Raw genomic sequence first — 25,191 nt, 5'->3', positions numbered from 1 at the left:
TAAAATCCGAAATGTTTTATGGCCATGAGAAAAACTTTAAATCACTTAATCAATTGGAACAAGCTATTATAGACTATATCGATTACTACAACAACAAACGAATTAAGGTAAAACTAAAAGGACTTAGCCCTGTACAATACAGAACTAAATCCTTCGGATAAATTAATTGTCTAACTTTTTGGGGTCAGTACAGTTCCGCAATTGGAAATCTCTAGCTTTTTTGTGGCTGAGAACTATTTTGTCTCAGGCTCTTTTCTATAGGATCTATTTTTCTTTTTCAGAAGTCTTTACTTCAGCTTTTTTGGCAGATTTGATTTGAATGTTGCCCTTGCTGGTCATAACTGCCTTGAGTTCTTTTTCACTTGGGTTTTCAAGGTAGTAGTCAGTGATTGCGTCCTCAATATAGTCTTGAATAGTACGACGAAGTGGGCGTGCTCCCATTTTTGGATCATAGCCGAGGTCAACCAATTTTTCCTTGACCTTCTCTGTCACATCGAGATGGATATTGTTGCTAGAAAGACGTTTGTTAACATCTGCTAGCATGAGCTCGACAATCTGAAGGAGGTTGTCCTTGCTGAGAGCCTTAAATTCGATAATGCCATCAAAACGGTTCATAAACTCTGGGCTAAAGAAGTTGCCGAGTTCACCGAGAACAGAGTTGGTACGTCCTTCTCTAGCAGCCCCAAAACCAACGCTGGCTTCGGCCTTACCTGTACCTGCATTTGAAGTCATGATGATGATGGCATCCTTGAAGCTAACGGTACGTCCTTGCCCATCTGTCAAACGACCATCGTCCAAGACCTGGAGGAACATATGCATAACATCTGGATGGGCTTTCTCTACTTCATCCAAGAGAATAAGAGAATACGGATTGCGGCGAACTTTTTCAGTTAATTGCCCAGCCTCATCGTAGCCAACATAACCTGGAGGGGCACCGACCAACTTAGCTACGCTGTGTTTTTCCATGTATTCGCTCATGTCAAAGCGAATCATGCTATCAGCAGAACCAAAGAGTTCGATAGCTAATTGTTTGGAAAGTTCTGTCTTACCGACCCCAGTTGGTCCGACAAAGAGGAAGCTTCCGATTGGGCGGTTAGGGGTACCGAGACCGACACGATTCCGGCGAATAGCCTTGGCAATCTTATCGACAGCATCATCTTGTCCAATAACATGAGACTTGAGATCTTCGGCTAGATGGATGAGTTGAGATTGTTCTTTCTCTTTCAAATCGCCAACAGGGATATTGGTTTTCTGCTCGATAATGTGCTCAATGGTTTTCTCACTGATGATAGGAGTATCTTGGTCTGTGACCTTTTTCTTTTGCATTTCCTTATACTTGGCAATCTGGTCGCGGAAGTAGGCAGCCTTCTCAAAATCTTCCTCTCGTGTAGCTTGAGATTTAAGATTTTCAGCCTCAATCAAGCGTTGATCAATTACTTTAGGATCCACAAAATTCAAGGTCAAGTTCATCTTAGAACCAGCTTCATCTAGGAGGTCGATGGCCTTGTCAGGCAAGAAGCGATCTTGGATGTAGCGATTGGAAAGAGTTGCAGCTGCTTCAATTGCAGCATCGGTATACTGAACGTGGTGGTAGTCTTCGTATTTCTTTTGAATCCCTTTGAGGATAGTGATTGTTTCTTCCACGGTTGGTTCATCGACTTTGACAGGCTGCATACGACGCTCTAGGGCAGCATCTTTTTCAATGATACGATATTCATTGAGGGTAGTGGCACCGACCAGTTGCAGTTCACCACGAGCAAGGGCTGGCTTGAGGATATTTCCTGCATCATATTGCCATCGCCAGCAGAACCCGCACCGACTATTTCATGGATTTCATCGATAAAGAGAATGATGTCCTCACGTTTGCGAATTTCTTCCATGAGTTTTTGCATGCGTTCTTCAAATTGTCCACGGATGCCCGTTCCTTGAACTAGGCTAACCACATCCAGACGGATGACTTGTTTGCCTTGTAGTTTATGGGGAACATCGCCATCAACGATTTTCTGAGCTAGACCTTCGACAACGGCAGTTTTTCCGACACCTGGTTCACCGATAAGAACAGGATTATTCTTAGTTCTGCGATTGAGAATTTCGATGACACGGATAATCTCATCGTCGCGCCCAATAACAGGGTCAATATCTCCACGACGGGCAATTTCAGTTACGTTGATACCAAATTCTTCCAGCAGGCCTTTTTCTTGGCTTGGTGGAGGAGTTTGAGCAGGTCCACGATTTTGGGAACCATAACCGCCATTTCCACCGTAACCTCCACCTGATTGGGTTGGGGGAGTCGGTGGAGTGTTGTTAGAAGGTCTAAAATTGTTTAGGTCATTGAAGAAATCACCAAAGGGATCAAAGTCACGATTGTTCAGATCCGTAATACCTTTAAAGAGGCTATTGTTAGGATCTGTCTTGATAATCTTATAGCAGTTTTGACAGAGGTCAATTTGTTTTTGCTTTCCATTGAGATTGGTATAAAGATGAATTGTTGAGTCATTGATTTTACAGTTTTGACAAAGCATACATCTACCTCATTTCTTTCTTTAGCTTGGCCTGTCCAAAGGTCAATAATAGTCAAATTTCTATACTCTCATTATAACAGGATTGGGGTGTAAAGCAAGTAAAAAGATTGCAGCTGTGAGAAGTTGTTACAATGAAAATTTTTGAGATTTTAGGGAATAAAAAAATCCTATTTGTGAGACAAAAAGGATTTTGGTTAGACATGCAGGGTGTAATCCCAGCTTGTTTTGTATTAGTAAAGGAGTTCGTAAATCTCCATTGCAATCAAGTCAATGCTGTCAAACGTATAAGTTTCGCGAGCTTCGACATCACGAAGGGTAAAGATTGAGCCGTTTTCTTCGTCGTGGCTGTATGCAACTTCTGCAACAACAACTCCTTCGCGTTCAAAATTACGTTTTAAATTTCCGCCGTCTTTTGCCATTGCTTCAAGGCGGTTGATGATTCTAACCAAATGTGATTCCATTTTGATTCTCCTTCATTTCTTATCGTTACTATTTTACCATAAAGGAGGCCAACTTGCCTAGAAAAAACTAAGATTTCTCGCTAATTCTACCAGCTTAAAGTTTTTTTGAATAAATCAGACAAAGGATTTGAATTTTAATTCAATACATGTTATAATCATACAGTATTCTATTTTAGAAAGCAGTGTGACTATGAATTTTTCTTTTTTACCTAAGTATTTACCTTATTTTAACTATGGGGCTATCGTGACGGTTCTCATTTCTATTTGTGTTGTCTTTTTGGGGACTATTTTGGGTGTTGTCTTGGCTTTTGGACAACGTTCAAAGTTTAAACCGCTTGTCTGGCTCGCCAACTTGTACGTTTGGATTTTCCGCGGGACGCCGATGATGGTTCAGATTATGATTGCCTTTGCCCTTATGCATATCAATGCTCCGACTATTCAGGTTGGGATTTTGGGTGTTGATCTTTCTCGTCTGATTCCAGGGATTTTGATTATTTCTATGAACAGTGGTGCTTATGTTTCTGAGACTGTTCGGGCCGGAATCAATGCGGTTCCTAAAGGTCAGTTAGAAGCGGCTTATTCGTTAGGGATTCGTCCTAAAAATGCTATGCGCTATGTGATTTTGCCACAAGCTATCAAAAATATTTTGCCAGCATTGGGGAACGAATTTATCACTATTATCAAGGATAGTTCCCTCTTATCAGCTATCGGTGTCATGGAGTTGTGGAATGGGGCTACAACAGTTTCTACAACAACCTATCTACCTCTGACACCACTTTTATTTGCAGCCTTTTACTACTTGATTATGACCTCTATTTTGACAGTAGCCTTGAAAGCTTTTGAAAAACGTATGGGACAAGGAGATAAAAAATAATGACAGAAACCTTGATAAAAATTGAAAATTTACATAAATCCTTTGGAAAGAATGAAGTATTGAAGGGCATCAACCTCGAGATTAAAAGAGGAGAAGTTGTCGTTATCATCGGTCCTTCAGGGAGCGGGAAATCTACCTTACTTCGTTCTATGAATTTGTTGGAAGAAGCGACCAAGGGGAAGGTTATCTTTGAGGGAGTCGATATTACGGACAAGAAGAATGACCTGTTTGCCATGCGTGAGAAGATGGGGATGGTTTTCCAACAATTTAACCTCTTTCCTAATATGACTGTGATGGAAAATATCACCTTGTCTCCTATCAAGACCAAAGGTGAGAGCAAGGCAGTGGCTGAGAAGAGAGCCCAAGAACTTTTGGAAAAAGTTGGTTTGCCAGATAAGGCAGATGCTTACCCACAGAGTTTGTCAGGTGGTCAGCAACAGCGGATAGCTATTGCGCGTGGTTTAGCTATGGAACCTGATGTTTTGCTCTTTGACGAGCCAACTTCAGCCCTGGACCCTGAAATGGTAGGTGAGGTGTTGGCTGTTATGCAAGACTTAGCCAAGTCAGGAATGACCATGGTTATCGTAACACATGAAATGGGATTTGCTCGTGAGGTGGCAGACCGTGTCATCTTTATGGCAGATGGTGTGGTTGTTGAAGATGGGACACCTGAACAGATTTTTGAACAAACCCAAGAACAACGGACTAAAGACTTCTTGAGTAAGGTTTTGTAAGTTAGCTTTGTTTAGCTATTTGTAGCCAACTTTACATATAAAATAGAGATTAATGAAAAGCTAGGCTCAATACCAGTCAAGTGGAAGTTACTTTGAGAAGTTACCCCCTATTAATAACATCCATAAATTGGATATTAGGATTTTTTATATCAAGTAGTTTTGTGTTAAAATATAATTGTTCCATATGATTCTCTCTAATGATGGTTTGGTTGCTTTTCATTATAGATCTTATGGGACTTTTTTCTACAAGAAAATAGGTTTCATAAGATCTATAAGAGATTTATCCTATATAAATATCATAGAGCATTTTTTATGTGGAAAACTCAGGGAAATCATCGCTTTTTTAACGAAAAAATGGTATAATGAAAGCTATGAAATATCACGATTACATCTGGGATTTAGGTGGAACTTTACTCGATAATTATGAAACTTCAACAGCTGCATTTGTTGAAACATTGGCACTGTATGGTATCACACAAGATCATGACAGTGTCTATCAAGCTTTAAAGGTTTCTACTGATTTTGCGATTGAGACTTTCGCTCCCAACTTAGAGCATTTTTTAGAAAAATACAAGGAAAATGAAGCCAGAGAACTTGAACACCCTATTTTATTTGAAGGAGTTTCTGACTTATTGGAAGACATTTCAAATCAAGGTGGGCGTCATTTTCTGGTCTCTCATCGAAATGATCAGGTCTTGGAAATTTTAGAAAAAACTTCTATAGCACCCTATTTTACAGAAGTAGTGACCTCTAGCTCAGGTTTTAAGAGAAAGCCAAATCCTGAGTCTATGATTTATTTAAGAGAAAAGTATCAGATCAGTTCTGGTCTTGTCATTGGTGATCGGCCGATTGATATTGAAGCAGGGCAAGCTGCTGGACTGGATACCCACTTGTTTACCAGTATCGTGAATTTAAGACAAGTATTAGACATGTAAGAAAAAGGAATAAGATGACAGAAGAAATCAAAAATCTGCAGGCACAAGATTATGATGCCAGTCAAATTCAAGTTTTAGAGGGCTTAGAGGCTGTTCGTATGCGTCCAGGGATGTATATCGGGTCAACCTCGAAAGAAGGTCTTCACCATCTAGTCTGGGAAATCGTTGATAACTCAATTGACGAAGCTTTGGCAGGATTTGCCAGCCATATTCAAGTCTTTATTGAACCAGATAATTCGATTACTGTTGTCGATGATGGACGCGGTATTCCAGTCGATATTCAGGAAAAAACAGGTCGACCTGCCGTTGAGACTGTCTTTACTGTTCTGCACGCTGGAGGAAAGTTTGGCGGTGGCGGCTATAAAGTTTCAGGTGGTCTTCATGGAGTAGGGTCATCAGTCGTCAATGCTCTTTCCACTCAATTAGACGTTCATGTCCACAAAAACGGTAAAATTCATTACCAAGAATACCGTCGTGGTCATGTTGTTGCAGACCTTGAGGTGGTTGGGGATACAGATAGAACTGGAACAACAGTTCACTTCACACCGGACCCAGAAATCTTCACTGAAACAACAACCTTTGATTTTGATAAATTAAATAAACGGATTCAAGAGTTAGCCTTTCTAAATCGCGGTCTTCAAATCTCTATCACTGATAAGCGTGAGGGGCTAGAACAAACTAAACATTATCATTATGAAGGTGGGATTGCTAGTTACGTTGAATATATCAATGAGAACAAGGATGTTATCTTTGATACACCAATCTACACCGATGGTGAGATGGATGATATCACAGTCGAAGTAGCTATGCAATACACAACGGGTTACCATGAAAATGTCATGAGTTTCGCCAATAACATTCACACCCATGAAGGTGGAACGCATGAGCAAGGTTTCCGTACAGCACTGACTCGTGTTATTAACGATTATGCTCGTAAGAATAAGTTGCTGAAAGATAATGAAGACAACCTGACAGGGGAAGATGTCCGAGAAGGATTAACTGCAGTTATCTCAGTTAAACACCCGAATCCACAGTTTGAAGGACAAACCAAGACCAAACTGGGAAATAGCGAAGTAGTCAAGATTACCAATCGCCTCTTCAGCGATGCCTTCTCTGATTTCCTTATGGAAAATCCACAGATTGCCAAACGTATCGTGGAAAAAGGGATTTTGGCTGCTAAGGCTCGTGTAGCGGCTAAGCGTGCGCGTGAAGTCACTCGTAAAAAATCTGGTTTGGAAATTTCCAACCTTCCAGGTAAACTAGCAGACTGTTCTTCTAACAATCCTGCTGAAACAGAACTCTTCATCGTCGAAGGAGACTCAGCTGGTGGGTCAGCCAAATCTGGTCGTAACCGTGAGTTTCAGGCTATCCTTCCGATTCGCGGTAAGATTTTGAATGTTGAAAAAGCTAGCATGGATAAGATTCTTGCCAATGAAGAAATTCGTAGTCTTTTTACAGCGATGGGAACAGGATTTGGAGCAGAATTTGATGTTTCAAAAGCCCGTTACCAAAAACTCGTTTTGATGACCGATGCCGATGTCGATGGAGCCCACATTCGTACCCTCCTTTTAACCTTGATTTATCGATATATGAAACCAATCCTAGAAGCGGGTTATGTTTATATTGCCCAACCTCCAATCTATGGTGTCAAGGTTGGAAGCGAAATTAAAGAATATATCCAGCCAGGAGCAGATCAAGAAATTAAACTCCAAGAAGCCTTGGTCCGCCATAGCGAAGGACGTGCCAAACCAACCATTCAGCGTTATAAAGGTTTGGGTGAGATGGATGATCACCAGTTGTGGGAAACAACCATGGATCCCGAACATCGTTTAATGGCCAGAGTTTCTGTGGACGATGCTGCAGAAGCAGATAAAATCTTTGATATGTTGATGGGGGATCGAGTAGAGCCTCGTCGTGAATTTATCGAAGAAAATGCTGTCTATAGTACACTTGATGTCTAAAAAATCGGGAGAAGTAGTTCCCTTGGTCTAAAAAATATGATATAATCATTACGATTGTTTCAAGTAAAAAAGGAGTTTAATATGTCTGGTAGTCTAGTAATTTATCTTGCAATTGCAGTTGCAGTTTTCTTAGTGATTGCTTATGCTATCGCAATCTACGTACGAAAACGCAATGAAAGTAAATTAGCAATTTTAGAAGAGAAAAAAGAAGAGCTGTACAATCTTCCAGTTAATGATGAAGTTGAAGCTGTTAAAAATATGCACTTGATTGGACAAAGTCAAGTGACTTTCCGTGAATGGAACCAAAAATGGGTTGACCTATCTCTTAACTCTTTTGCCGATATCGAAAATAATCTTTTCGAGGCAGAAGGCTATAACAATTCATTCCGTTTTTTCAAGGCTAGTCATCAAATTGACCAAATCGAGAGCCAAATTACCTTGATTGAAGAAGATATTGCGGCAATTCGCAATGCCTTGGCTGATTTGGAGAAACAAGAGTCTAAAAATAGTGGACGTGTTCTTCATACCTTGGACTTGTTTGAAGAGTTGCAACACCGAGTTGCTGATCATTCTGAAGAATATGGCCAAGGTTTATCTGAAATCGAAAAACAATTGGAAAATATCCAATCAGAGTTTTCTCAGTTTGTTACTTTGAATACCTCAGGTGACCCAGTAGAAGCTGCTGTGATTTTGGATAATGCTGAGAATCATATCTTGGCTTTGAGTCATATTGTTGACCGCCTGCCAGCAATTGTAAAAACATTATCTAAAGAGTTACCTGATCAATTGGAAGATTTGGAGGATGGTTACCGTAAGCTTTTAGATGCTAACTATCATTTTGCTGAGACGGACATTGAATCTCGCTTCCAATTGCTTTATGAAGCTTTGAAGAAAAACCACGAAAATGTTGCACAATTAGAGTTGGATAATGCTGAGTACGAAAATACTCAAGTTCAAGAAGAAATCAATACACTCTATGATATCTTTACACGAGAAATTGCTGCTCAAAAAGTAGTAGAAGGCTTAGTTGCAACCCTTCCTACATATTTGAAACACATGAAAGATAGTAATGCTGTTTTAGTGGAAGATATTCAACGATTGAGTAACAATTACCTACTATCTGAAACGGATGTTAGTCATGTTCATAGATTACAAGCTGAGTTAGAATCTTTAGAAGAATCTGTATTGGAATTAACTTCTGAACAAGAGGAACATTCTGAGCCTTATTCATTCCTTGAAGATCGTTTGGAAAACTTACAAGCTACTTTGAAGGAAATTGAAGATGAACAAGTTGCGGTTAGTCAACGCCTTGCTCAGATTGAAAAAGATGATATCAATGCTCGCCAGAAGGCAAATGTTTATGTTAATCGTCTTCACACAATTAAGAGATATATGGAAAAACGCAATCTTCCAGGTATTCCTCAGAATTTCTTACAGTTGTTCTTTACAGCAAGTAACCATACTGAAGAGTTGATGGCTGAACTAGAAGAAGCTCGGGTCAATATCGAAGCTGTGAACCGGATGCTTGAAATTACAACAAATGATATGAACGCACTTGAAGAAGAAACCTATAATATTGTTCAATATGCAACATTGACAGAACAATTACTACAGTATTCGAACCGTTACCGCTCATTTGATGAACGAATTCAAGAAGCCTTTAATGAATCATTAGAAATTTTTGAAAAAGAATTTAATTACCATGCTTCATTTGATAAGATTTCGCAAGCTTTGGAAGTTGCAGAACCAGGTGTAACCAACCGTTTTGTCACTTCATATGAAAAAACACGTGAGACGATTCGTTTCTAACATAATAAAAGCCTCTGTAATATTTGTAGTGGGTAAATCCCCTATAGATATTATGGAGTCTATTTTTTTGTTCAAAACGAGTGATAGTACTTATTTCTCATTGAAATTATAGCCTGAATTTGATATGATATCTCTATGGATAAAAGTAGAGCAAATCGTGTTGAGCACGATAAAAAGAGAATCGGTTTAATAGCCCTGGTAGCTATCTTTTCAGTAAGTATTTGTGTCCTTGGTTCAATGATTGGATACAAAGTATATGCAAAGCAAAGTTTCGAACAAAGGATTGAATCTCTCAAAAAAGAGAAAGATGATCAATTAAGTGAGGGAAATCAGAAAGATCATTTTCGTAAGGGACAAGCAGAAGTAATTGCCTATTATCCTCTCCAAGGGGAGCAAGTGATTTCATCTGTACAAGAAATTATGATACAGGATATTAAGGAAAATCTGGAAGACAAGGAAAATCTGGTTTTTTATTATACGGAGAAACAGGATTCGACTTTAAAAGGGATTGTCAACCGAAGCGTGATGAAACAAGTCTATGATTTAACTTCGTCAAAAGTTGAAGAGACTGAAAAAACTAGTCTGGCAAAAGTACATTTGACAGAAGATGGTAAACCTTTTACCCTTGATCAACTATTTTCAGATGCTAGTAAGGCTAAAGAGAAGCTGTTAAAAGAAATCACCTCTTTCTTACAGGATAAGAAATTAGAACAAGAAAAGATTGAGCAGCTTGTTAAAGGCTTGTCTGACCAAGACTTGTCTGCATGGAATTTTGATTACAAGGATAGTCAGATTATCCTTTATCCAAGTCAGACAGTGGAAAATCTAGACGAGATTGCCTTGCCAGTATCTAGTTTCTTTGAGGTCATTCAGTCCTCTTATCTATTAGATAAGGATGCCGAACTATATAAGGCTTATTATGAAAAGAAAAATCGTAAAGTAGTGGCCTTGACTTTTGATGATGGCCCGAATCCTGCAACGACAAATCAAGCATTAGATACTCTTTCTAAGTATGGTATCAAGGCAACTTTCTTTGTACTAGGTAAGAATGTTTCTGGCAATGAAGAGATTTTGAAACGCATGAAATCGGATGGACATGTCATTGGAAACCATAGTTGGAGTCATCCGGTGCTTTCAAAACTTTCTCTTGATGAAGCTAAAAAACAAATTACTGATACTGAGGATGCACTAACTAAAGTGTTGGGTTCTAGCTCTAAACTTATGCGTCCCCCTTATGGAGCCATTACAGACGATATTCGCAATAGCCTCGATTTGAGCTTTATTATGTGGGATGTAGATAGTCTGGACTGGAAGAGTAAAAATGAAGCATCTATTTTGACAGAAATTCAGCGTGAAGTCAAGAATGGTTCTATTATTCTCATGCATGATATCCATGCTGAAACAGTGAATGCTTTACCAAAGATTATAGATTATCTAAAAGAGCAAGGATATCACTTTGTCACAGTTCCTGAAATGCTTAGTTCACGATTAAAAGCACATGAACTATTCTATGACCGTGATCAGTAAGATTTTTGCTTAATAACTAATTAAATCGTAAGTAATTTTTCAATAAATAAATTTAGTCTTGTATTAATCGAGGCTAAATTTTTTTATGTTTAAATCTCATGATAGGATTGGTTAATATTACAATTTTGTTACAAAATAAGTTTTTGATAGAATTTTCTGATAATTTAGTATATAATACTTTTAATTTAAATAAAAAGGAGTGATTTTATGGGAGATTGCAAAGATTTTTGTCATAAAAAGTACCAAGTAGCAACGATTTTTCTGCTAACGGTCTTTGCATTCGGATTTGCTTTCGCACAGGTTAGTGCCGATGAGGGAAAATTTGAAGCATCCAATCAAGTTACACATGCTGTAATGACTAATAAATTAGATGATTCAAATAAGCTCGCACCGCCAGTCACGGCTGACAAGAATGCTCTAAATTCTTCTTCGAAGGAAAAAACAGAAGTGACAGAGTCATTAAAACAAGATGATTCTATAGAATATAGAGATAATAAGTCAGATAAGAATGTAACCATACAGAAAGAAACGACTGCTATAAAAAGTGAAGAGAAGAATGAAGAATCAGCAGTGAAAAGTAATTCTTCTTCAGAAAGCATCCAATCACAGTCGTTATCTCAAGGTGGACATAAAGAAAAGCCAAACAGTATCTCCAGTAATGAAATTATTACTGTCCCTAAAACCTGGGAAGCAGGACATAAAGGACAAGGAACTGTAGTCGCTGTTATAGATTCAGGTCTTGATTTGAATCATGAGGTTTTGCGTATTTCTGATCCGTCAAAGGCGAAATTTAAAAATCAGGATGATATCGAAAAAGCTAAAAAGGCTGCTGGTATTGACTATGGGAAATGGTACAGTGATAAAGTAGTATATGCTTATGATTACTTTGATGGAACTGATAATATAAAAGAAGCTGAAAAAGAGTCTCATGGAATGCATGTTACTGGGATTGTAGCTGGAAATCCTGTTAATAAAGCCCCGAATTCTGAGAAGGTTTATGGGGTGGCGCCAGAAGCTCAAATTATGTTTATGAGAGTTTTTTCAGACAGAGATAAAACTACAGCATCTGCCCTCTATGTAAAAGCTATTGATGATGCAGTTGCACTAGGTGCAGATGTGATCAATATGAGTTTGGGTGCAGGTGCGGGTTCAACGGTAGATGCAGGTTCAGATATCATTGATGCAGTAAAAAGAGCACGCGCTAAAGGAGTATCTGTTGTTATTGCTGCTGGTAATAGTAATACTTTCGGTAGAGGTTTTTCACAACCATTGGCAGCAAATCCTGATTATGGTCTCGTAGGAAATCCTTCTACAGTAGAAGATTCAATTTCTGTTGCTTCGATTAATAATAAAATTCTAACTACTGAAGTCTTTGAAGTAAAAGGTTTAGAAAATGACGCTACCCTTGATTATGGTAAGTTTGATTTTAATAGACCTGAAACAGAAAAAGATTTTGAAAAAGGGAAAGAATACGAATATGTAGCAGCAGGTATTGGTCGTGAAGAAGATTTTGCTAATATTGATGTAAGAGGCAAGTTAGCACTGATTCAACGTGGTAAAATTAATTTTTCTGATAAGATTAAAAATGCTCTTAAACACGGTGCAGCTGGAGTTTTAATTTATAACAACGTTGAAGGTGCAAATGTTAGTATGTCTGTTACAGGTGATGCTAAGAAAATCCCATCTGTCTTTATTTCAAAACATTATGGTGAAATTCTTAAGTCTGGTCAGTATAAAATTGTCTTTAATCACAAGATGGATAATCGTAAATCAGACGTTGCAGACCAATTATCAGATTTTTCAAGTTGGGGAGTTACAACTGATGGACAATTGAAACCAGATGTTACTGCACCTGGTGGAAATATCTATTCATCATTTAACGATAATAGCTATGGAAGTATCAGTGGAACAAGTATGGCGGCTCCTCATGTAGCTGGTGTCGCAGCATTAGTCAAAGAATATTTAGCGAAAAAACATCCTGAATTATCAGCTAGTCAAATTTCAGAGATTGTAAAAGCTTTAATTATGTCTACTGCAAAACCACATTTTAATAAACAAACTGGAGCCTATACTTCTCCACGTCAGCAAGGTGCGGGCGTAGTTGACACGATGGCGGCAACAAGCACAGATTTATTTGTAATAGGTGCGAATAACTATCCAAGTGTTACTCTTGGCAATGTTGGTGATAAATTTACCTTTGAAGTTACAATTCATAATATTTCGGATAAAGACCAAACATTGAAGATGATTGTAAATACAAATACGGACGAAGTTGAAGAAGGGAAATTCACTCTCCGTCCACGAAAACTAACTGAAACAGTTTGGCCTGAAGTAACTGTGAAAGCTCATAGTACGAAGACGGTAACAGTTAGTGTAGATACAAGTAAGTTTACTGAAGAACTTAGCAAAATAATGCCAAATGGATATTTTCTAGAAGGATTTGTTAGATTTGTCAATCCTGCAGATGATGGTTCTGTTATTGGTTTACCATTTATGGGATTTAAGGGAGAATTCCAAAATCTACCTGCAATTGAAAAACCAATTTATCAATTGATTAAGGAAGGAAACAGTGGATTTTACTCTGAAATTGATAAAGATAATCCAGGAATTTCACCTTCAGACGATGCAACTTATTTAACAAGTTCTGAAAATGATGTAAATGTTTTAAAAGCAGAGCGTCAAGGAAATCGAGTGACTGTACTCGGAGTGAAACAAGATGCTGAAGGAAAATACCATCTTCAATTAGATGAAAAGGGGAACATCCGCCTTGCTATCTCGCCAAATGAGGATGGTAATAAAGATTCTGTTCAGTTTAAAACTCTTGTCTATAGAAACTTGGTAAATCTTCGTGCGACAGTTTATGCTTCTTCGGATACAACACACAGTCAGCCTATTTGGCAAAGTCGTCCAACAGACCTTGTAAAAAATTATTTTGATGGCGATACTAGAAATCCAAGAAGTTATATTGTAGATAAAACAGCTTGGGGAGGACAGGATTCTAATGGAAATCGAGTTTCTGATGGAATTTATGACTATGTTATTAGTTATAAGCCAGATGTCCCTGGAGCTGAGGAACAATATACAACATTTAAAATTCAAATCGATACACAAAAACCTCTGATTACTTCGGGATATATTCGTTCTCAAGAAGATCAAGAACAATTTATAGCTCGCAAACCTCAGGATGTCGGAAATGGTGGAATTCTTCTAGAAAAAGTCTTTTATATTCGTCCTTCTGAAAATAGAGAGGCGACAGATTCAGAAATCGAACAGTATCAAATTATCAAACAAAATGAAGATGGTAGTTATACACTTCCTAAGAACGTTGATAAATCGAAAATCTTCTATTATGTAGAAGACTTTGCGGGAAATGTAGATTTTATATCTCTCAAAGATCTTGTAGGTGAAGAAAATAGTGGTCGTGTAAAAATTGCTATACTAAACAATAAAACCAAGGATGAGATTGATACAACTTATGTTTATCGCATTAAAAATAGCGAAGGTCAATATGTAACCGTTGATAAGTCAAAAGATATTAATTTCTTGAAATTTGGGCATTATGTTGCAGAAATTTTTAGCTATGACCGTACAGAGTTGAAATTTGTGAGTGCTCTATCTAAGGAATTTGATTTAACGAAAGAAAATAGTTTTCAAACTATTACCTTCTTGGCTAACAAAATGAAATATGCCCCAGTAACGGTTGGCTTTAATCAAGCTGTTCCTGGAACTACAACGATTACTTTAGTAGGTGAAGACGGTCAGAGTCAAGTCTTGCCAGCTGAAACATATGGTAAACATTCTTACGGTAAGAAAGTGGTTACTGGTGAATATAAGGTTCTTGTAAATCTATCCAACGGTTATGAATTACTTGATAATCTTCAACCATTTAAAGTTCTGTTTGGTAAAAATAATGTTTTGTCACTTTCAGTTGTTTCTAAGTTAGCTTTGATTGCAGCTTTAAATAAACAAATGGAAGTAGTTAAAACTCCGAGATATTATAATACAAAACAGAAGTTAAAAGAGATTTTTGATCAAAGTGTCAAAGATGCGCAACTAGCATTGGGAAGTAAACTTAACCAAGATAAAATTGACCAAATTGTTAAGGCTTTAGAGTCTGCTATGCAAACATTGGATGGTAAGGAATCTGATATCACATCATTGAAGAATGCTATTAAAGCATATGCTGAGACAGTTAAAAAAGGTAAATATATAAATTCTAATCAAGAACTCAAAGGTCAATATGATCGTGAATTTAAACTCTTGGCATTATTAATTACAAAAGATTTGATAACTCAAGATGAAATCGACCGTCTATTGACCGCTTTCTTGAAAGCACAAGACCAGCTGAATGGGAAAGAAACAGATTTCATGAGCCTAAAAAATGTTATCGTGGATGAAGTGAAGTTCCAAGACAAAGATCCAAGATTTTTGACAGCTGGTAAAGAGGAGAAAGATGCATATAATCTTATTTTCAACAAAGCTAAGCTACTTTTGGAAAATGCAGAAGCTAGTCAAGAAGAAATTAATGCAGTAATCAATGCTCTAAAAGAGACGGCTGTAAAACTTAAGGCTAATAAAGTAGAGATTCCAACCAAACCAGTTGCACCAGTTAAGCCGGTTTTTCAAGTGAAACCTGTTAAATTAGTAAGTCACAATAGACAAGTCTCAACTATCAAGCCTTCAATTAGCAATGATAAAATTGAGAAAGCTACATCAATTGTAATACATCATTCCAATATAGAAGCTAAGCATGAGAATAAAACACTAGCTGGAAGTGGTCAAAAAGTGCTTTTAGTTACAGTCAACAAAGAAGGAAAACAATTACCAGCCACTGGTGAGAATAACATGATTTCTATTATTCTAAGTATTTCAGGAATTTCTCTCTTGTTGTCAGTGATCGGACTTGCAACTTTCTCAAAAAGTGAGTAGAGTATACTATACATCTTTCTATAGTTTTTGATTTACAGTATGTTACAATTCTGATATAATAGTCAGCAGGAAAGAAAGTCTTATGGCGTTCTTCAAGCGAGCTTGGGATAGTGGGAGCCAAGTAGGGCAAAATAATGAACTGGCACTTTCTGTAGTATTTTCAAAAACAATGAAGTAATAAATTAGGGTGGAACCGCGTTTCTGACGCCCCTAGGTTAAATTAACCTAGGATTGTCGGATGCGGTTCTTTTGCTTATTCAGTCTATTGTGTGAAAGAAAGGAGAGACGTGGAAAACTTTTATCTTGTAAAAGACGATAGTCAACTAGCTGCATTTTGTGATTTTGTAGTAAGAAATACAGAAAAGTTGAAAGATTATCAATCTTTTTTAAAGAATGAACTTGCAGTCTGTGATTTACCGCAAGCTGTTATTTGGTCAAGTTTTAATGCTGCTACACAGATTATTAGGGAAAGTGCTGTTCCAGCCTATACAAATAATAGACGAATGGTTATGACGCCTGATTTAGCTGTTTGGAAAGAGTTGTATTTGTATCAGTTGATGGACTACGAGTGTTCTCAGCAAACTCAAGCAATAGAAAGTCACTATCATTCTTTATCTGAAAATTTCCTCTTACAGATTGTAGGACATGAGTTAGCTCATTGGTCGGAGCATTTTTTAGATGATTTTGATGGTTACGACTCTTATATCTGGTTCGAAGAGGGGATGGTTGAATATATTAGTCGCAAGTATTTCTTGACAGAAGAGGAATTTCAAGCGGAAAAAATTTGTAATCAATCTCTAGTAGAACTTTTTCAGAAGAAGTATGGTTGGCATTCATTGAATGATTTTGGTTCTTCGACTTATGATAAGAACTATGCAAGTATTTTTTACGAATACTGGCGTAGTTTTTTGACAATAGATAAGTTGGTAGAAAATCTAGGTAGTGTACAAGCGGTCTTCGATTCTTATCATTTATGGGCAAATACAGATAAAACTCTCCCCTTGTTAAATTGGTTTGTTCAGCAGAAATTAATTGAAAAAGAAATATAAAAACTAAAGGAGAAAAAAATGTCAAAGAAATTAACATTTCACTGCGTCAGTGGCAGAGGCCTCCTTACAGTCGGACTGTCCCACGCTCAGCACTAGAGTGCCTGAACTAGACACAGTACTAACTCGTCTTGCTTCGTCTAATCGACTAGGCAGACTCGTGTCGCAAGTAATTTATAGAAAAAGGAGTAAACAATGTCTAAAAAATTGACTTTCCAGGAAATCATCCTTACTTTGCAACAATTTTGGAATGATCAAGGTTGTATGCTTATGCAGGCTTATGATAATGAAAAAGGTGCGGGGACAATGAGTCCTTACACTTTCCTTCGCGCTATTGGACCTGAGCCATGGAATGCGGCTTATGTAGAGCCATCACGTCGTCCTGCTGACGGTCGTTACGGGGAAAACCCTAACCGTCTTTACCAACACCATCAATTCCAGGTGGTCATGAAGCCTTCTCCGTCAAATATCCAAGAACTTTACCTTGAGTCTTTGGAAAAATTGGGTATCAATCCTTTGGAACACGATATTCGTTTTGTTGAGGACAACTGGGAAAATCCATCTACTGGTTCAGCTGGTCTTGGATGGGAAGTTTGGCTTGATGGGATGGAAATTACTCAGTTCACTTATTTCCAACAGGTTGGTGGATTAGCAACTGGCCCTGTTACCGCTGAGGTAACTTATGGTTTGGAGCGTTTGGCTTCTTACATTCAAGAAGTAGACTCTGTCTATGATATCGAGTGGGCTGATGGTGTAAAATATGGAGAAATCTTTATCCAGCCTGAGTATGAGCACTCAAAATATTCATTTGAAATTTCAGATCAAGAAATGTTGCTGGAAAACTTTGATAAGTTTGAAAAAGAAGCTGGTCGTGCCTTGGAAGAAGGTTTGGTTCACCCTGCCTATGACTATGTTCTCAAATGTTCACATACCTTTAACCTGCTTGATGCGCGTGGTGCCGTATCTGTAACAGAGCGCGCAGGCTATATCGCTCGTATCCGTAACTTGGCCCGTGTCGTAGCCAAAACCTTTGTCGCAGAACGCAAACGCCTAGGCTACCCACTTTTGGATGAAGAAACAAGAGCTAAACTCTTAGCAGAAGACGCAGAATAGTGAGTAATATTGTGCTCTAAAATCGTTAGAGGCAAGTCGAAGACTTGCTAGAGGGATATGCACCGCCGTACTGTTATGTGGGGATTTTTGAAACCTTAGGTTCAAAAATTAGTCAGCTAAATCCACTTTGATGAGACTGTTGGAAATCTTGATCAATTTAGTATTAGATTTCCATACAGACTCACAAAGTTAGTTAGCGACGTCCCCAGTACCTAAGGTGCATATCAAAAAAGATTGAAGAAAATGTAAAGGAAAAAACATGACAAAAAACTTATTAGTAGAACTCGGTCTTGAAGAATTACCAGCCTATGTTGTCACACCAAGTGAAAAACAACTAGGCGAAAAAATGGCAGTCTTCCTCAAGGAAAACCGCCTGTCTTTTGAAGCTATTCAGACCTTCTCAACACCACGTCGTTTGGCTGTTCGTGTAACTGGTCTTGCAGACAAACAGTCTGATTTGACAGAAGATTTCAAGGGGCCAGCAAAGAAAATTGCCTTGGATAGTGATGGAAACTTCACCAAAGCAGCTCAAGGATTTGTCCGTGGAAAAGGATTGACTGTTGAAGATATTGAATTCCGTGAAATCAAGGGTGAAGAATATGTCTATGTCACTAAGGAAGAAATTGGTCAAGCAGTTGAAGCCATTGTTCCAGGTGTTGTGGATGTCTTGAAGTCACTGACTTTCCCTGTCAGCATGCACTGGGCTGGAAATAGTTTTGAATACATCCGCCCTGTTCACACCTTAATTGTTCTCTTGGATGAGCAAGAGTTTGATTTGGATTTCCTTGATATCAAGGGAGGTCGTGTGAGCCGTGGTCATCGTTTCTTGGGGAAAGAAACCAAAATTCAGTCAGCATTGAGCTATGAAGAAGATCTTCGTGCACAATTTGTAATAGCAGATCCACGTGAACGAGAGCAAATGATTGTTGACCAAATCAAAGCAATCGAAGCTGAGCATAGTGTACGCATCGAGATTGATGCTGACTTGCTTAATGAAGTCTTGAACTTGGTTGAATACCCAACTGCCTTTATGGGAAGTTTTGATGCCAAATACCTTGAAGTTCCAGAAGAAGTTTTGGTGACTTCAATGAAAGAACACCAACGTTACTTTGTTGTTCGTGATCAAGATGGTAAACTATTGCCAAACTTTATTTCTGTCCGTAACGGAAATGCAGAGCATTTGGAAAATGTCATTAAAGGAAATGAAAAAGTCTTGGTAGCCCGCTTGGAAGACGGTGAATTCTTCTGGCGTGAAGACCAAAAATTGGTCATTTCAGATCTTGTTGAAAAATTAAACAATGTGACTTTCCATGAGAAAATTGGTTCCCTTCGTGAACACATGATTCGTACTGGTCAGATTGCTATTCTCTTGGCAGAAAAAGCAGGATTGTCAGCGGATGAAACGATTGATCTAGCCCGTGCAGCAGCTATTTACAAGTTTGACTTGTTGACAGGTATGGTTGGTGAATTTGACGAGCTCCAAGGAATTATGGGAGAGAAATATGCCCTTCTTGCTGGTGAAACTCCAGCAGTGGCAGCTGCTATTCGTGAACACTACATGCCTACATCAGCTGAAGGAGAACTTCCAGAGAGCAAGGTCGGCGCAGTGCTTGCCATTGCAGACAAATTGGATACGATTTTGAGCTTCTTCTCAGTAGGTTTGATTCCATCAGGGTCTAATGACCCTTATGCCCTTCGTCGCGCGACCCAAGGTGTGGTTCGTATCTTGGATGCCTTTGGTTGGCACATTGCTATGGATGAGTTGATTGATAGCCTTTATGCTTTGAAATTTGACAGCTTGACTTATGAAAATAAGACAGAGGTTATGGACTTTATCAAGGCTCGTGTTGATAAGATGATGGGCTCTACTCCAAAAGATATTAAGGAAGCAGTACTTGCAAGTTCGAACTTTGTTGTGGCGGATATGTTGGAAGCGGCAAGTGCTCTCGTAGAAGCAAGCAAGGAAGAAGACTTCAAACCATCTGTTGAATCACTTTCTCGTGCCTTTAACTTGGCTGAGAAGGCAGAAGGAGTTGCTACAGTTGATTCAGCTCTCTTTGAGAATGACCAAGAGAAAGCCTTGGCAGAAGCAGTAGAATCACTTGTTTTGTCAGGGACTGCCAGTCAGCCATTGAAACAACTCTTTGCTCTTAGCCCAGTCATTGATGCATTCTTTGAGAATACCATGGTTATGTCTGAAAATGAAGCAGTCCGTCAAAATCGTTTGGCAATCTTGTCACAACTAACCAAGAAAGCAGCTAAGCTCGCTCGTTTTAACCAAATCAATACTAAATAAACTCAGTCAAACGGACTGTATCTTATCACAAAGGAGAAGAAATGGATCCGAAAAAAATCGCTCGTATCAACGAGCTTGCCAAAAAGAAAAAAACAGAAGGCTTAACTTCTGCTGAAAAAGTGGAACAAGCTAAACTTCGTGAGGAGTATATCGAAGGCTATCGTCGCTCTGTTCGTCACCACATTGAAGGAATCAAAATTGTGGACGAAGAAGGAAACGATGTTACACCAGAGAAACTACGTCAAGTCCAACGTGAAAAAGGGTTACATGGCAGAAGTCTTGATGATCCAAATTCATAAGCACTATTCTTTCTTTTAACAAAGATTGGTGAAATCATAATCAAAAGACTAGCAGATACAAACTGCTAGTCTTTTTTGGTTAAAAAAGGAACCAATTTGGTTCCTAAAACTACTATTAGTTGCTTGCTCCAGATGTAGCGTCTGCACCACCACCGTGGCCTCCAGCCTCACCTGCATCAGAAGCTCCAGATGTAGCATCTGCATCACCGTGACCATGTCCGCCAGCAGGAGCTGCAGCATTTCCACCGACTAGACGTTGACCAGTCGTATTGAGGTACCAGTCAAGCCATGGTTGGAAATTAAAGATAATCTCATTGATTCCAGCATATGAACCATCTGGGTAATACATTGCTTGGTAATTATGGGTATTAATAACGCCTTCTGGTGTTCCTGGTACAATTGTACGGACATATTCTTGGTCCCCATTACGCAATACGCCGACAACCCATTCAACGTTTTTCATTCTAGAATCTGGCAATGTACCGTGTACTGTTCCTAATCTATTTCCTGATTGAGCACGGACACGTTTACCAAACATTGTATCTGGGTCTTGGTGTGCGTTATTAAAGTACAAGAATTGATTATTATCATCTGCAAATGTTAATTCAAATGGCATTGCCTTCAAGAACATGTCAATTTGGTTAACTGTCAAGATACCGTGGTCTAATTTAACGTAAGTATCACCAGAAACAGCTCCAACAAGTTCAGCTGCTTTTTCTACCCATTCAGGATCGTCTGGATCAACACCTTGAATTGTAGTTGCAATTGAATTTGTACAATATAAATCTTCTGGTGCAATTGGTTTTGGTTTTTTCAATTTTGAAACGACTCCCACATATTTTACAAAGTTGTCCAAGCATGTTTCAAGGAAATTAACAGTTCCTTCATTTGTGATATTTCCATTAACATCAAAAGCTTCTTTAGCTTTACCGAGAAGGAATTCATTTCCTGGAAGTGTGTAGGCATTGACACCTGGGGCATCAAGAATCTTACGAAGGTGAACTTGGGCACGAGAAGTACCTTGGTCGTAGTAAGAAGCACCCACAATCATGACTGGCTTGTTTTCAAATGGATGAACTTCGTATGAAAGCCATTCAAGAACTGATTTAAGAGAAGCTGAGATTGTGTGGTTATGCTCAGGAGTAGCAATGATAACACCATCAGCACGCGTAATTTTGTTATATAAATAACGTAATTGGAAACTTTCGTCCCATTTTTCGTCTTGGTTAAACATTGGAACTTCGTCAATTTCAAGAACTTCTAATTCAAATTTAAGTTTGAAGTGACGACGGATAAATTCCAAGAGTTTACGGTTATATGATTGATCGTAGTTTGATCCTACAAGTCCAACAAATTTCATTCTTTTTGGTCTCCTATCTTACAAATTTTCCCAGTCAAAGTCTTCAGCATCTTTGCGCAGTAATTCTTGTGCATTGCGCAATTTTTCAGTGATTTTTACAAAGATACGGAAGTCGTCAAAAGTAGCATCCAGTTTTTTGATAACATCAAGATCTACTAAATCTCCACTTGGGTTGAAGGCTTGAAGAGAATGTGAAAGCAAGAATTCATCTGGAAGGACACTTGCTTTAATTTCTGGAGCATTCAAGATTTGGCGAAGTTGCATTTGAGCACGTGATGAACCAAGTGTACCGTAAGAAGCACCAGTAATCATGATTGGTTTGTTCAAAAGTGGGTAAATACCGTATGACAACCAAGCAAGAGCGCTCATCAAAACAGCTGGGATAGAGTGGTCATACTCAGGAGTACCGATAATAACGCCATCTGCCTCTTCAATTTTAGCAGCAATTTCTAAAATTTCAGCAGGTACTTGCTTGTCAGCTGGCTTGTTAAAGACAGGGATATCCTTGATTTCAACAAGTTCAATTTCAGCTTTGTCAGCAAAGTGTTTTTGCATGTATTGAAGCAATTGACGGTTTGTAGAACGTTTTGAATTTGTTCCAACAATAGCAATAAGTTTTAACATGAGATTTCCTTTCTCTTTTTACATAATACGATTTTAAAACTCCATTGAAACATCTATTTCTATAGAGTAGGAATTCCTGAAGAACAGCTTAGGTGACCTTCCTTATCGATGAGGATAGCTTCGATGCCCTCCAAACTTTCGACTTGCCAGAGGATAGAAGCAGGTCTTTCTCCAAAGAGTCGAGTTGTCCAGATTTCTCCATCAACAGATTTATCAGAGATGATAGTTAGACTTGCTAGTTCCGTTTCAACAGGATATCCTGTTTGACTGTCAAAAATATGATGGTAATCTTTTTCATCGACAGTCAGGTGACGTTCATAAATGCCTGAAGTGACGACAGATTTATTGACAACGGGAATGGTCATTAAGTGATTTCCCCTCGGATTGGCTGGGTCTTGAATCCCGATTTGCCAAGGCTGATTTCCTCTTGCCTGATTTTTTCCAATAGTCAGGATATTCCCTCCCAGATTGATCAAGGCAGATGTCACTCCCTCTTCTCTAAGAAATTGGGCAACTTTATCCGCACTATAACCCTTGGCTAAACAACCAAGATCGATCTTCATTCCTTTTTGTTTTAAAAACACAGTGGAAGTGGAAGAATCTAACTCGATATAATGAGGATTGATTAAAGGTAGCACCGATTCAATTTCTTGAGGTTGGGCAACTTTGGCGTCTGAAAAACCGATACGCCAGGTTTGAATTAAGGGACCAATGCTGATATTGAGATGGCTAGAGGGCGCTAGGCTATGCTCTAACCCAAGTGAAATCAGTTCAAACAGGTCTGGATGAACCTTGACGGGGTCTATTCCAGCTTGATGATTGATTTCCATCAACTCCGATTCTTGACTATTGGCATTGAAGCGGTATTCCAGCTCTTTGAGCAAATCAAAGGATTTTTGGAGCAAGCTATCGGCTCGCTCATCTACTAATGAAATAGTGATAGTAGTCCCCATTAGCCGTTCGGAATGTGAACTAAGAGGCAAGCTACCAACTCCTTTCTCTTATGAAAAGAAGGCTGAAATATAGTAAATTTATATTAAATCTAACCCCTTACATTTTCTTTCCATGATACTAGCATACCATAAAGTCAGCGTTTTCACAAATGAAATTTGTAAACTTGTCAAGAAATATGCTCAGAAAATAAAGAGTAATTGTAAGAAAGGCTGATAAAATACAGATTATTTACATTTTTTTACAAAAAAAATCGGGAAAATTAGCTAAACTCTTGTAAACGCTAACAGTAAATGTTATACTAGAAGAGTAAATTTAAAATTGAAGGTAGGAACTTTTCTATGAGTAAAATCGTTGTAGTTGGTGCTAACCACGCTGGTACAGCATGTATTAATACTATGTTGGATAATTTTGGCAATGAGAACAAAATCGTTGTATTTGACCAAAACTCCAACATCTCTTTCCTAGGATGTGGAATGGCCCTTTGGATTGGTGAACAAATTGACGGTGCTGAAGGCTTGTTCTATTCTGATAAAGAAAAATTGGAAGCTAAAGGCGCTAAGGTTTACATGAACTCACCAGTTCTTTCAATCGACTATGATAACAAAGTAGTTACAGCAGAAGTTGAAGGGAAAGAGCACAAAGAATCATACGAGAAATTGATTTTTGCTACCGGTTCTACACCAATCTTGCCACCAATCGAAGGTGTTGAAATTGTTAAAGGAAACCGCGAATTTAAAGCAACTCTTGAAAACGTACAATTTGTGAAATTGTACCAAAATGCTGAAGAAGTTATCAATAAACTTGCTGATAAGAGCCAACACCTCGACCGTATCGCCGTTGTTGGTGGTGGTTACATCGGTGTTGAACTCGCTGAAGCCTTTGAACGTCTTGGAAAAGAAGTTGTCCTTGTTGATATCGTTGATACTGTCTTGAACGGTTACTATGACAAAGACTTCACACAAATGATGGCGAAGAACTTGGAAGACCACAACATCCGCTTGGCGCTTGGTCAAACTGTTAAAGCAATTGAGGGTGACGGTAAAGTTGAACGCTTGATTACTGATAAAGAAACTTTCGATGTGGATATGGTTATCCTTGCAGTTGGTTTCCGTCCAAATACTGCTCTTGCTGATGGTAAGATTGAACTCTTCCGTAACGGTGCTTTCCTTGTAAACAAGAAACAAGAAACTTCACTTCCTGGTGTATTTGCTGTTGGAGACTGTGCGACTGTTTATGACAACGCTCGTAAAGATACAAGCTACATCGCACTTGCTTCAAACGCAGTTCGTACTGGTATTGTTGGTGCTTACAATGCTTGTGGACATGAATTGGAAGGAATCGGTGTTCAAGGTTCAAACGGTATCTCAATCTACGGTCTTCACATGGTTTCAACTGGTTTGACTCTTGAAAAAGCTAAAGCTGCTGGTTACAACGCAACTGAAACAGGCTTTAACGATCTTCAAAAACCAGAATTCATGAAACATGATAACCATGAAGTAGCCATCAAGATTGTCTTTGACAAAGATAGTCGTGAAATTCTTGGTGCACAAATGGTTTCACATGACCCTGCGATTAGTATGGGAATTCACATGTTCTCACTTGCTATTCAAGAGCATGTAACAATTGAAAAATTGGCTTTGACTGACCTATTCTTCTTGCCACACTTTAACAAACCATACAACTACATTACAATGGCTGCCCTTACAGCTGAAAAATAAAATGAATGAACTATCTGGCCTTAAGTTAA

17 protein-coding genes and 1 pseudogene are annotated in these 25,191 nt (G+C 38.5%); 13 read left to right on the top strand and 5 right to left on the bottom strand.

Annotated elements, in window-relative coordinates; all coding sequences use genetic code 11:
- A partial coding sequence (locus GEZ85_RS03410) for an IS3 family transposase (protein ID WP_153209420.1) occupies positions 1 to 161 on the top strand: 161 nt, incomplete at its 5' end.
- Between the two features lie 103 nt (positions 162 to 264).
- Here GEZ85_RS03410 and GEZ85_RS03405 read toward each other — a convergent pair.
- Both GEZ85_RS03405 and GEZ85_RS03400 read right to left on the bottom strand, forming a co-directional pair.
- Positions 265 to 2,522, bottom strand: a pseudogene (locus GEZ85_RS03405) (ATP-dependent Clp protease ATP-binding subunit).
- Between the two features lie 230 nt (positions 2,523 to 2,752).
- Positions 2,753 to 2,983, bottom strand: a complete 231-nt coding sequence (locus GEZ85_RS03400) for a DUF1797 family protein (RefSeq protein WP_000443570.1) — start codon at positions 2,981 to 2,983, stop codon at positions 2,753 to 2,755.
- 190 nt (positions 2,984 to 3,173) lie between these two features.
- Here GEZ85_RS03400 and GEZ85_RS03395 point away from each other — a divergent pair, with 190 nt between their 5' ends.
- The 11 genes from GEZ85_RS03395 to GEZ85_RS03345 all read left to right on the top strand — a co-directional run bounded on the left by GEZ85_RS03395 (position 3,174) and on the right by GEZ85_RS03345 (position 20,506).
- Complete coding sequence (locus tag GEZ85_RS03395; protein ID WP_033676806.1) at positions 3,174 to 3,857, top strand: amino acid ABC transporter permease; 684 nt, start codon at positions 3,174 to 3,176, stop codon at positions 3,855 to 3,857.
- Positions 3,857 to 4,591 (top strand): amino acid ABC transporter ATP-binding protein, encoded by a 735-nt coding sequence (locus GEZ85_RS03390; protein WP_000140954.1) that lies wholly within the window; start codon positions 3,857 to 3,859, stop codon positions 4,589 to 4,591. Before GEZ85_RS03395 ends, GEZ85_RS03390 begins: the two co-directional genes overlap by 1 nt.
- A gap of 371 nt (positions 4,592 to 4,962) precedes the next feature.
- Positions 4,963 to 5,526, top strand: a complete 564-nt coding sequence (locus GEZ85_RS03385; protein ID WP_194251506.1) for an HAD family hydrolase — start codon at positions 4,963 to 4,965, stop codon at positions 5,524 to 5,526.
- Positions 5,527 to 5,540: 14 nt separating this feature from the next.
- On the top strand, positions 5,541 to 7,487 hold the full coding sequence (gene gyrB / locus GEZ85_RS03380) for a DNA topoisomerase (ATP-hydrolyzing) subunit B (RefSeq protein WP_153209423.1): 1,947 nt from the start codon (positions 5,541 to 5,543) through the stop codon (positions 7,485 to 7,487).
- An 81-nt stretch (positions 7,488 to 7,568) separates the two neighbouring features.
- On the top strand, positions 7,569 to 9,296 hold the full coding sequence (gene ezrA, locus GEZ85_RS03375; protein ID WP_153209424.1) for a septation ring formation regulator EzrA: 1,728 nt from the start codon (positions 7,569 to 7,571) through the stop codon (positions 9,294 to 9,296).
- Between the two features lie 135 nt (positions 9,297 to 9,431).
- On the top strand, positions 9,432 to 10,823 hold the full coding sequence (pgdA, locus tag GEZ85_RS03370) for a peptidoglycan-N-acetylglucosamine deacetylase PgdA (RefSeq protein WP_153209426.1): 1,392 nt from the start codon (positions 9,432 to 9,434) through the stop codon (positions 10,821 to 10,823).
- A 207-nt stretch (positions 10,824 to 11,030) separates the two neighbouring features.
- A complete protein-coding gene (locus GEZ85_RS03365) occupies positions 11,031 to 15,752 on the top strand; it encodes a S8 family serine peptidase (RefSeq protein WP_153209428.1) in 4,722 nt (1,573 codons plus the stop codon).
- A 287-nt stretch (positions 15,753 to 16,039) separates the two neighbouring features.
- A complete protein-coding gene (locus GEZ85_RS03360) occupies positions 16,040 to 16,801 on the top strand; it encodes an elongation factor Tu (RefSeq protein ID WP_322741437.1) in 762 nt (253 codons plus the stop codon).
- 192 nt (positions 16,802 to 16,993) lie between these two features.
- The gene (glyQ, locus tag GEZ85_RS03355) at positions 16,994 to 17,911 is read left to right on the top strand and encodes a glycine--tRNA ligase subunit alpha (protein WP_000038736.1); all 918 of its coding nucleotides are present in this window, start codon (positions 16,994 to 16,996) and stop codon (positions 17,909 to 17,911) included.
- Between the two features lie 259 nt (positions 17,912 to 18,170).
- Entirely contained in the window at positions 18,171 to 20,207 is a 2,037-nt protein-coding gene (gene glyS, locus GEZ85_RS03350; RefSeq protein WP_153209430.1) for a glycine--tRNA ligase subunit beta, read from the top strand.
- Positions 20,208 to 20,248: 41 nt separating this feature from the next.
- Positions 20,249 to 20,506, top strand: a complete 258-nt coding sequence (locus GEZ85_RS03345) for a DUF896 family protein (RefSeq protein WP_000371291.1) — start codon at positions 20,249 to 20,251, stop codon at positions 20,504 to 20,506.
- A gap of 115 nt (positions 20,507 to 20,621) precedes the next feature.
- Here GEZ85_RS03345 and GEZ85_RS03340 read toward each other — a convergent pair whose 3' ends face one another.
- Genes GEZ85_RS03340 through GEZ85_RS03330 form a run of 3 tightly spaced genes read right to left on the bottom strand, consistent with a single transcriptional unit; the run spans position 20,622 to position 23,473 of the window.
- Positions 20,622 to 21,866 (bottom strand): NAD(P)H-dependent oxidoreductase, encoded by a 1,245-nt coding sequence (locus GEZ85_RS03340; protein ID WP_153209432.1) that lies wholly within the window; start codon positions 21,864 to 21,866, stop codon positions 20,622 to 20,624.
- 18 nt (positions 21,867 to 21,884) lie between these two features.
- On the bottom strand, positions 21,885 to 22,490 hold the full coding sequence (locus GEZ85_RS03335; protein WP_000915941.1) for an NADPH-dependent FMN reductase: 606 nt from the start codon (positions 22,488 to 22,490) through the stop codon (positions 21,885 to 21,887).
- A 59-nt stretch (positions 22,491 to 22,549) separates the two neighbouring features.
- Positions 22,550 to 23,473: an FAD:protein FMN transferase gene (locus GEZ85_RS03330; protein ID WP_153209434.1), complete on the bottom strand. Its 924-nt coding sequence runs from the start codon at positions 23,471 to 23,473 to the stop codon at positions 22,550 to 22,552.
- Between the two features lie 309 nt (positions 23,474 to 23,782).
- Between GEZ85_RS03330 and nox the strand changes: the two genes are divergently transcribed.
- Entirely contained in the window at positions 23,783 to 25,162 is a 1,380-nt protein-coding gene (gene nox / locus GEZ85_RS03325) for a H2O-forming NADH oxidase (RefSeq protein WP_153209436.1), read from the top strand.
- Positions 25,163 to 25,191 lie beyond the last annotated feature (29 nt).

The sequence above is a fragment of the Streptococcus mitis genome, assembly GCF_009496205.1.
In the GTDB taxonomy this organism is placed as follows: Bacteria; Bacillota; Bacilli; order Lactobacillales; family Streptococcaceae; genus Streptococcus; species Streptococcus mitis_BN.
The sequence above is the reverse complement of the archived record's forward strand: the minus strand, read 5'-3'. Positions and strand labels throughout refer to the sequence as shown.

Excerpts from the sequence above, each read along its gene's own strand:
- GEZ85_RS03345 (WP_000371291.1), top strand. The coding sequence starts at position 20,249 with ATGGATCCGAAAAAAATCGCTCGTATCAACGAGCTTGCCAAAAAGAAA.
- GEZ85_RS03390 (WP_000140954.1), top strand. The coding sequence starts at position 3,857 with ATGACAGAAACCTTGATAAAAATTGAAAATTTACATAAATCCTTTGGA.
- glyQ (WP_000038736.1), top strand. The coding sequence starts at position 16,994 with ATGTCTAAAAAATTGACTTTCCAGGAAATCATCCTTACTTTGCAACAA.
- nox (WP_153209436.1), top strand. The coding sequence starts at position 23,783 with ATGAGTAAAATCGTTGTAGTTGGTGCTAACCACGCTGGTACAGCATGT.
- glyS (WP_153209430.1), top strand. The coding sequence starts at position 18,171 with ATGACAAAAAACTTATTAGTAGAACTCGGTCTTGAAGAATTACCAGCC.
- GEZ85_RS03385 (WP_194251506.1), top strand. The coding sequence starts at position 4,963 with ATGAAATATCACGATTACATCTGGGATTTAGGTGGAACTTTACTCGAT.
- GEZ85_RS03340 (WP_153209432.1), bottom strand. The coding sequence starts at position 21,866 with ATGAAATTTGTTGGACTTGTAGGATCAAACTACGATCAATCATATAAC.
- pgdA (WP_153209426.1), top strand. The coding sequence starts at position 9,432 with ATGGATAAAAGTAGAGCAAATCGTGTTGAGCACGATAAAAAGAGAATC.
- GEZ85_RS03395 (WP_033676806.1), top strand. The coding sequence starts at position 3,174 with ATGAATTTTTCTTTTTTACCTAAGTATTTACCTTATTTTAACTATGGG.
- gyrB (WP_153209423.1), top strand. The coding sequence starts at position 5,541 with ATGACAGAAGAAATCAAAAATCTGCAGGCACAAGATTATGATGCCAGT.
- ezrA (WP_153209424.1), top strand. The coding sequence starts at position 7,569 with ATGTCTGGTAGTCTAGTAATTTATCTTGCAATTGCAGTTGCAGTTTTC.
- GEZ85_RS03365 (WP_153209428.1), top strand. The coding sequence starts at position 11,031 with ATGGGAGATTGCAAAGATTTTTGTCATAAAAAGTACCAAGTAGCAACG.
- GEZ85_RS03335 (WP_000915941.1), bottom strand. The coding sequence starts at position 22,490 with ATGTTAAAACTTATTGCTATTGTTGGAACAAATTCAAAACGTTCTACA.
- GEZ85_RS03400 (WP_000443570.1), bottom strand. The coding sequence starts at position 2,983 with ATGGAATCACATTTGGTTAGAATCATCAACCGCCTTGAAGCAATGGCA.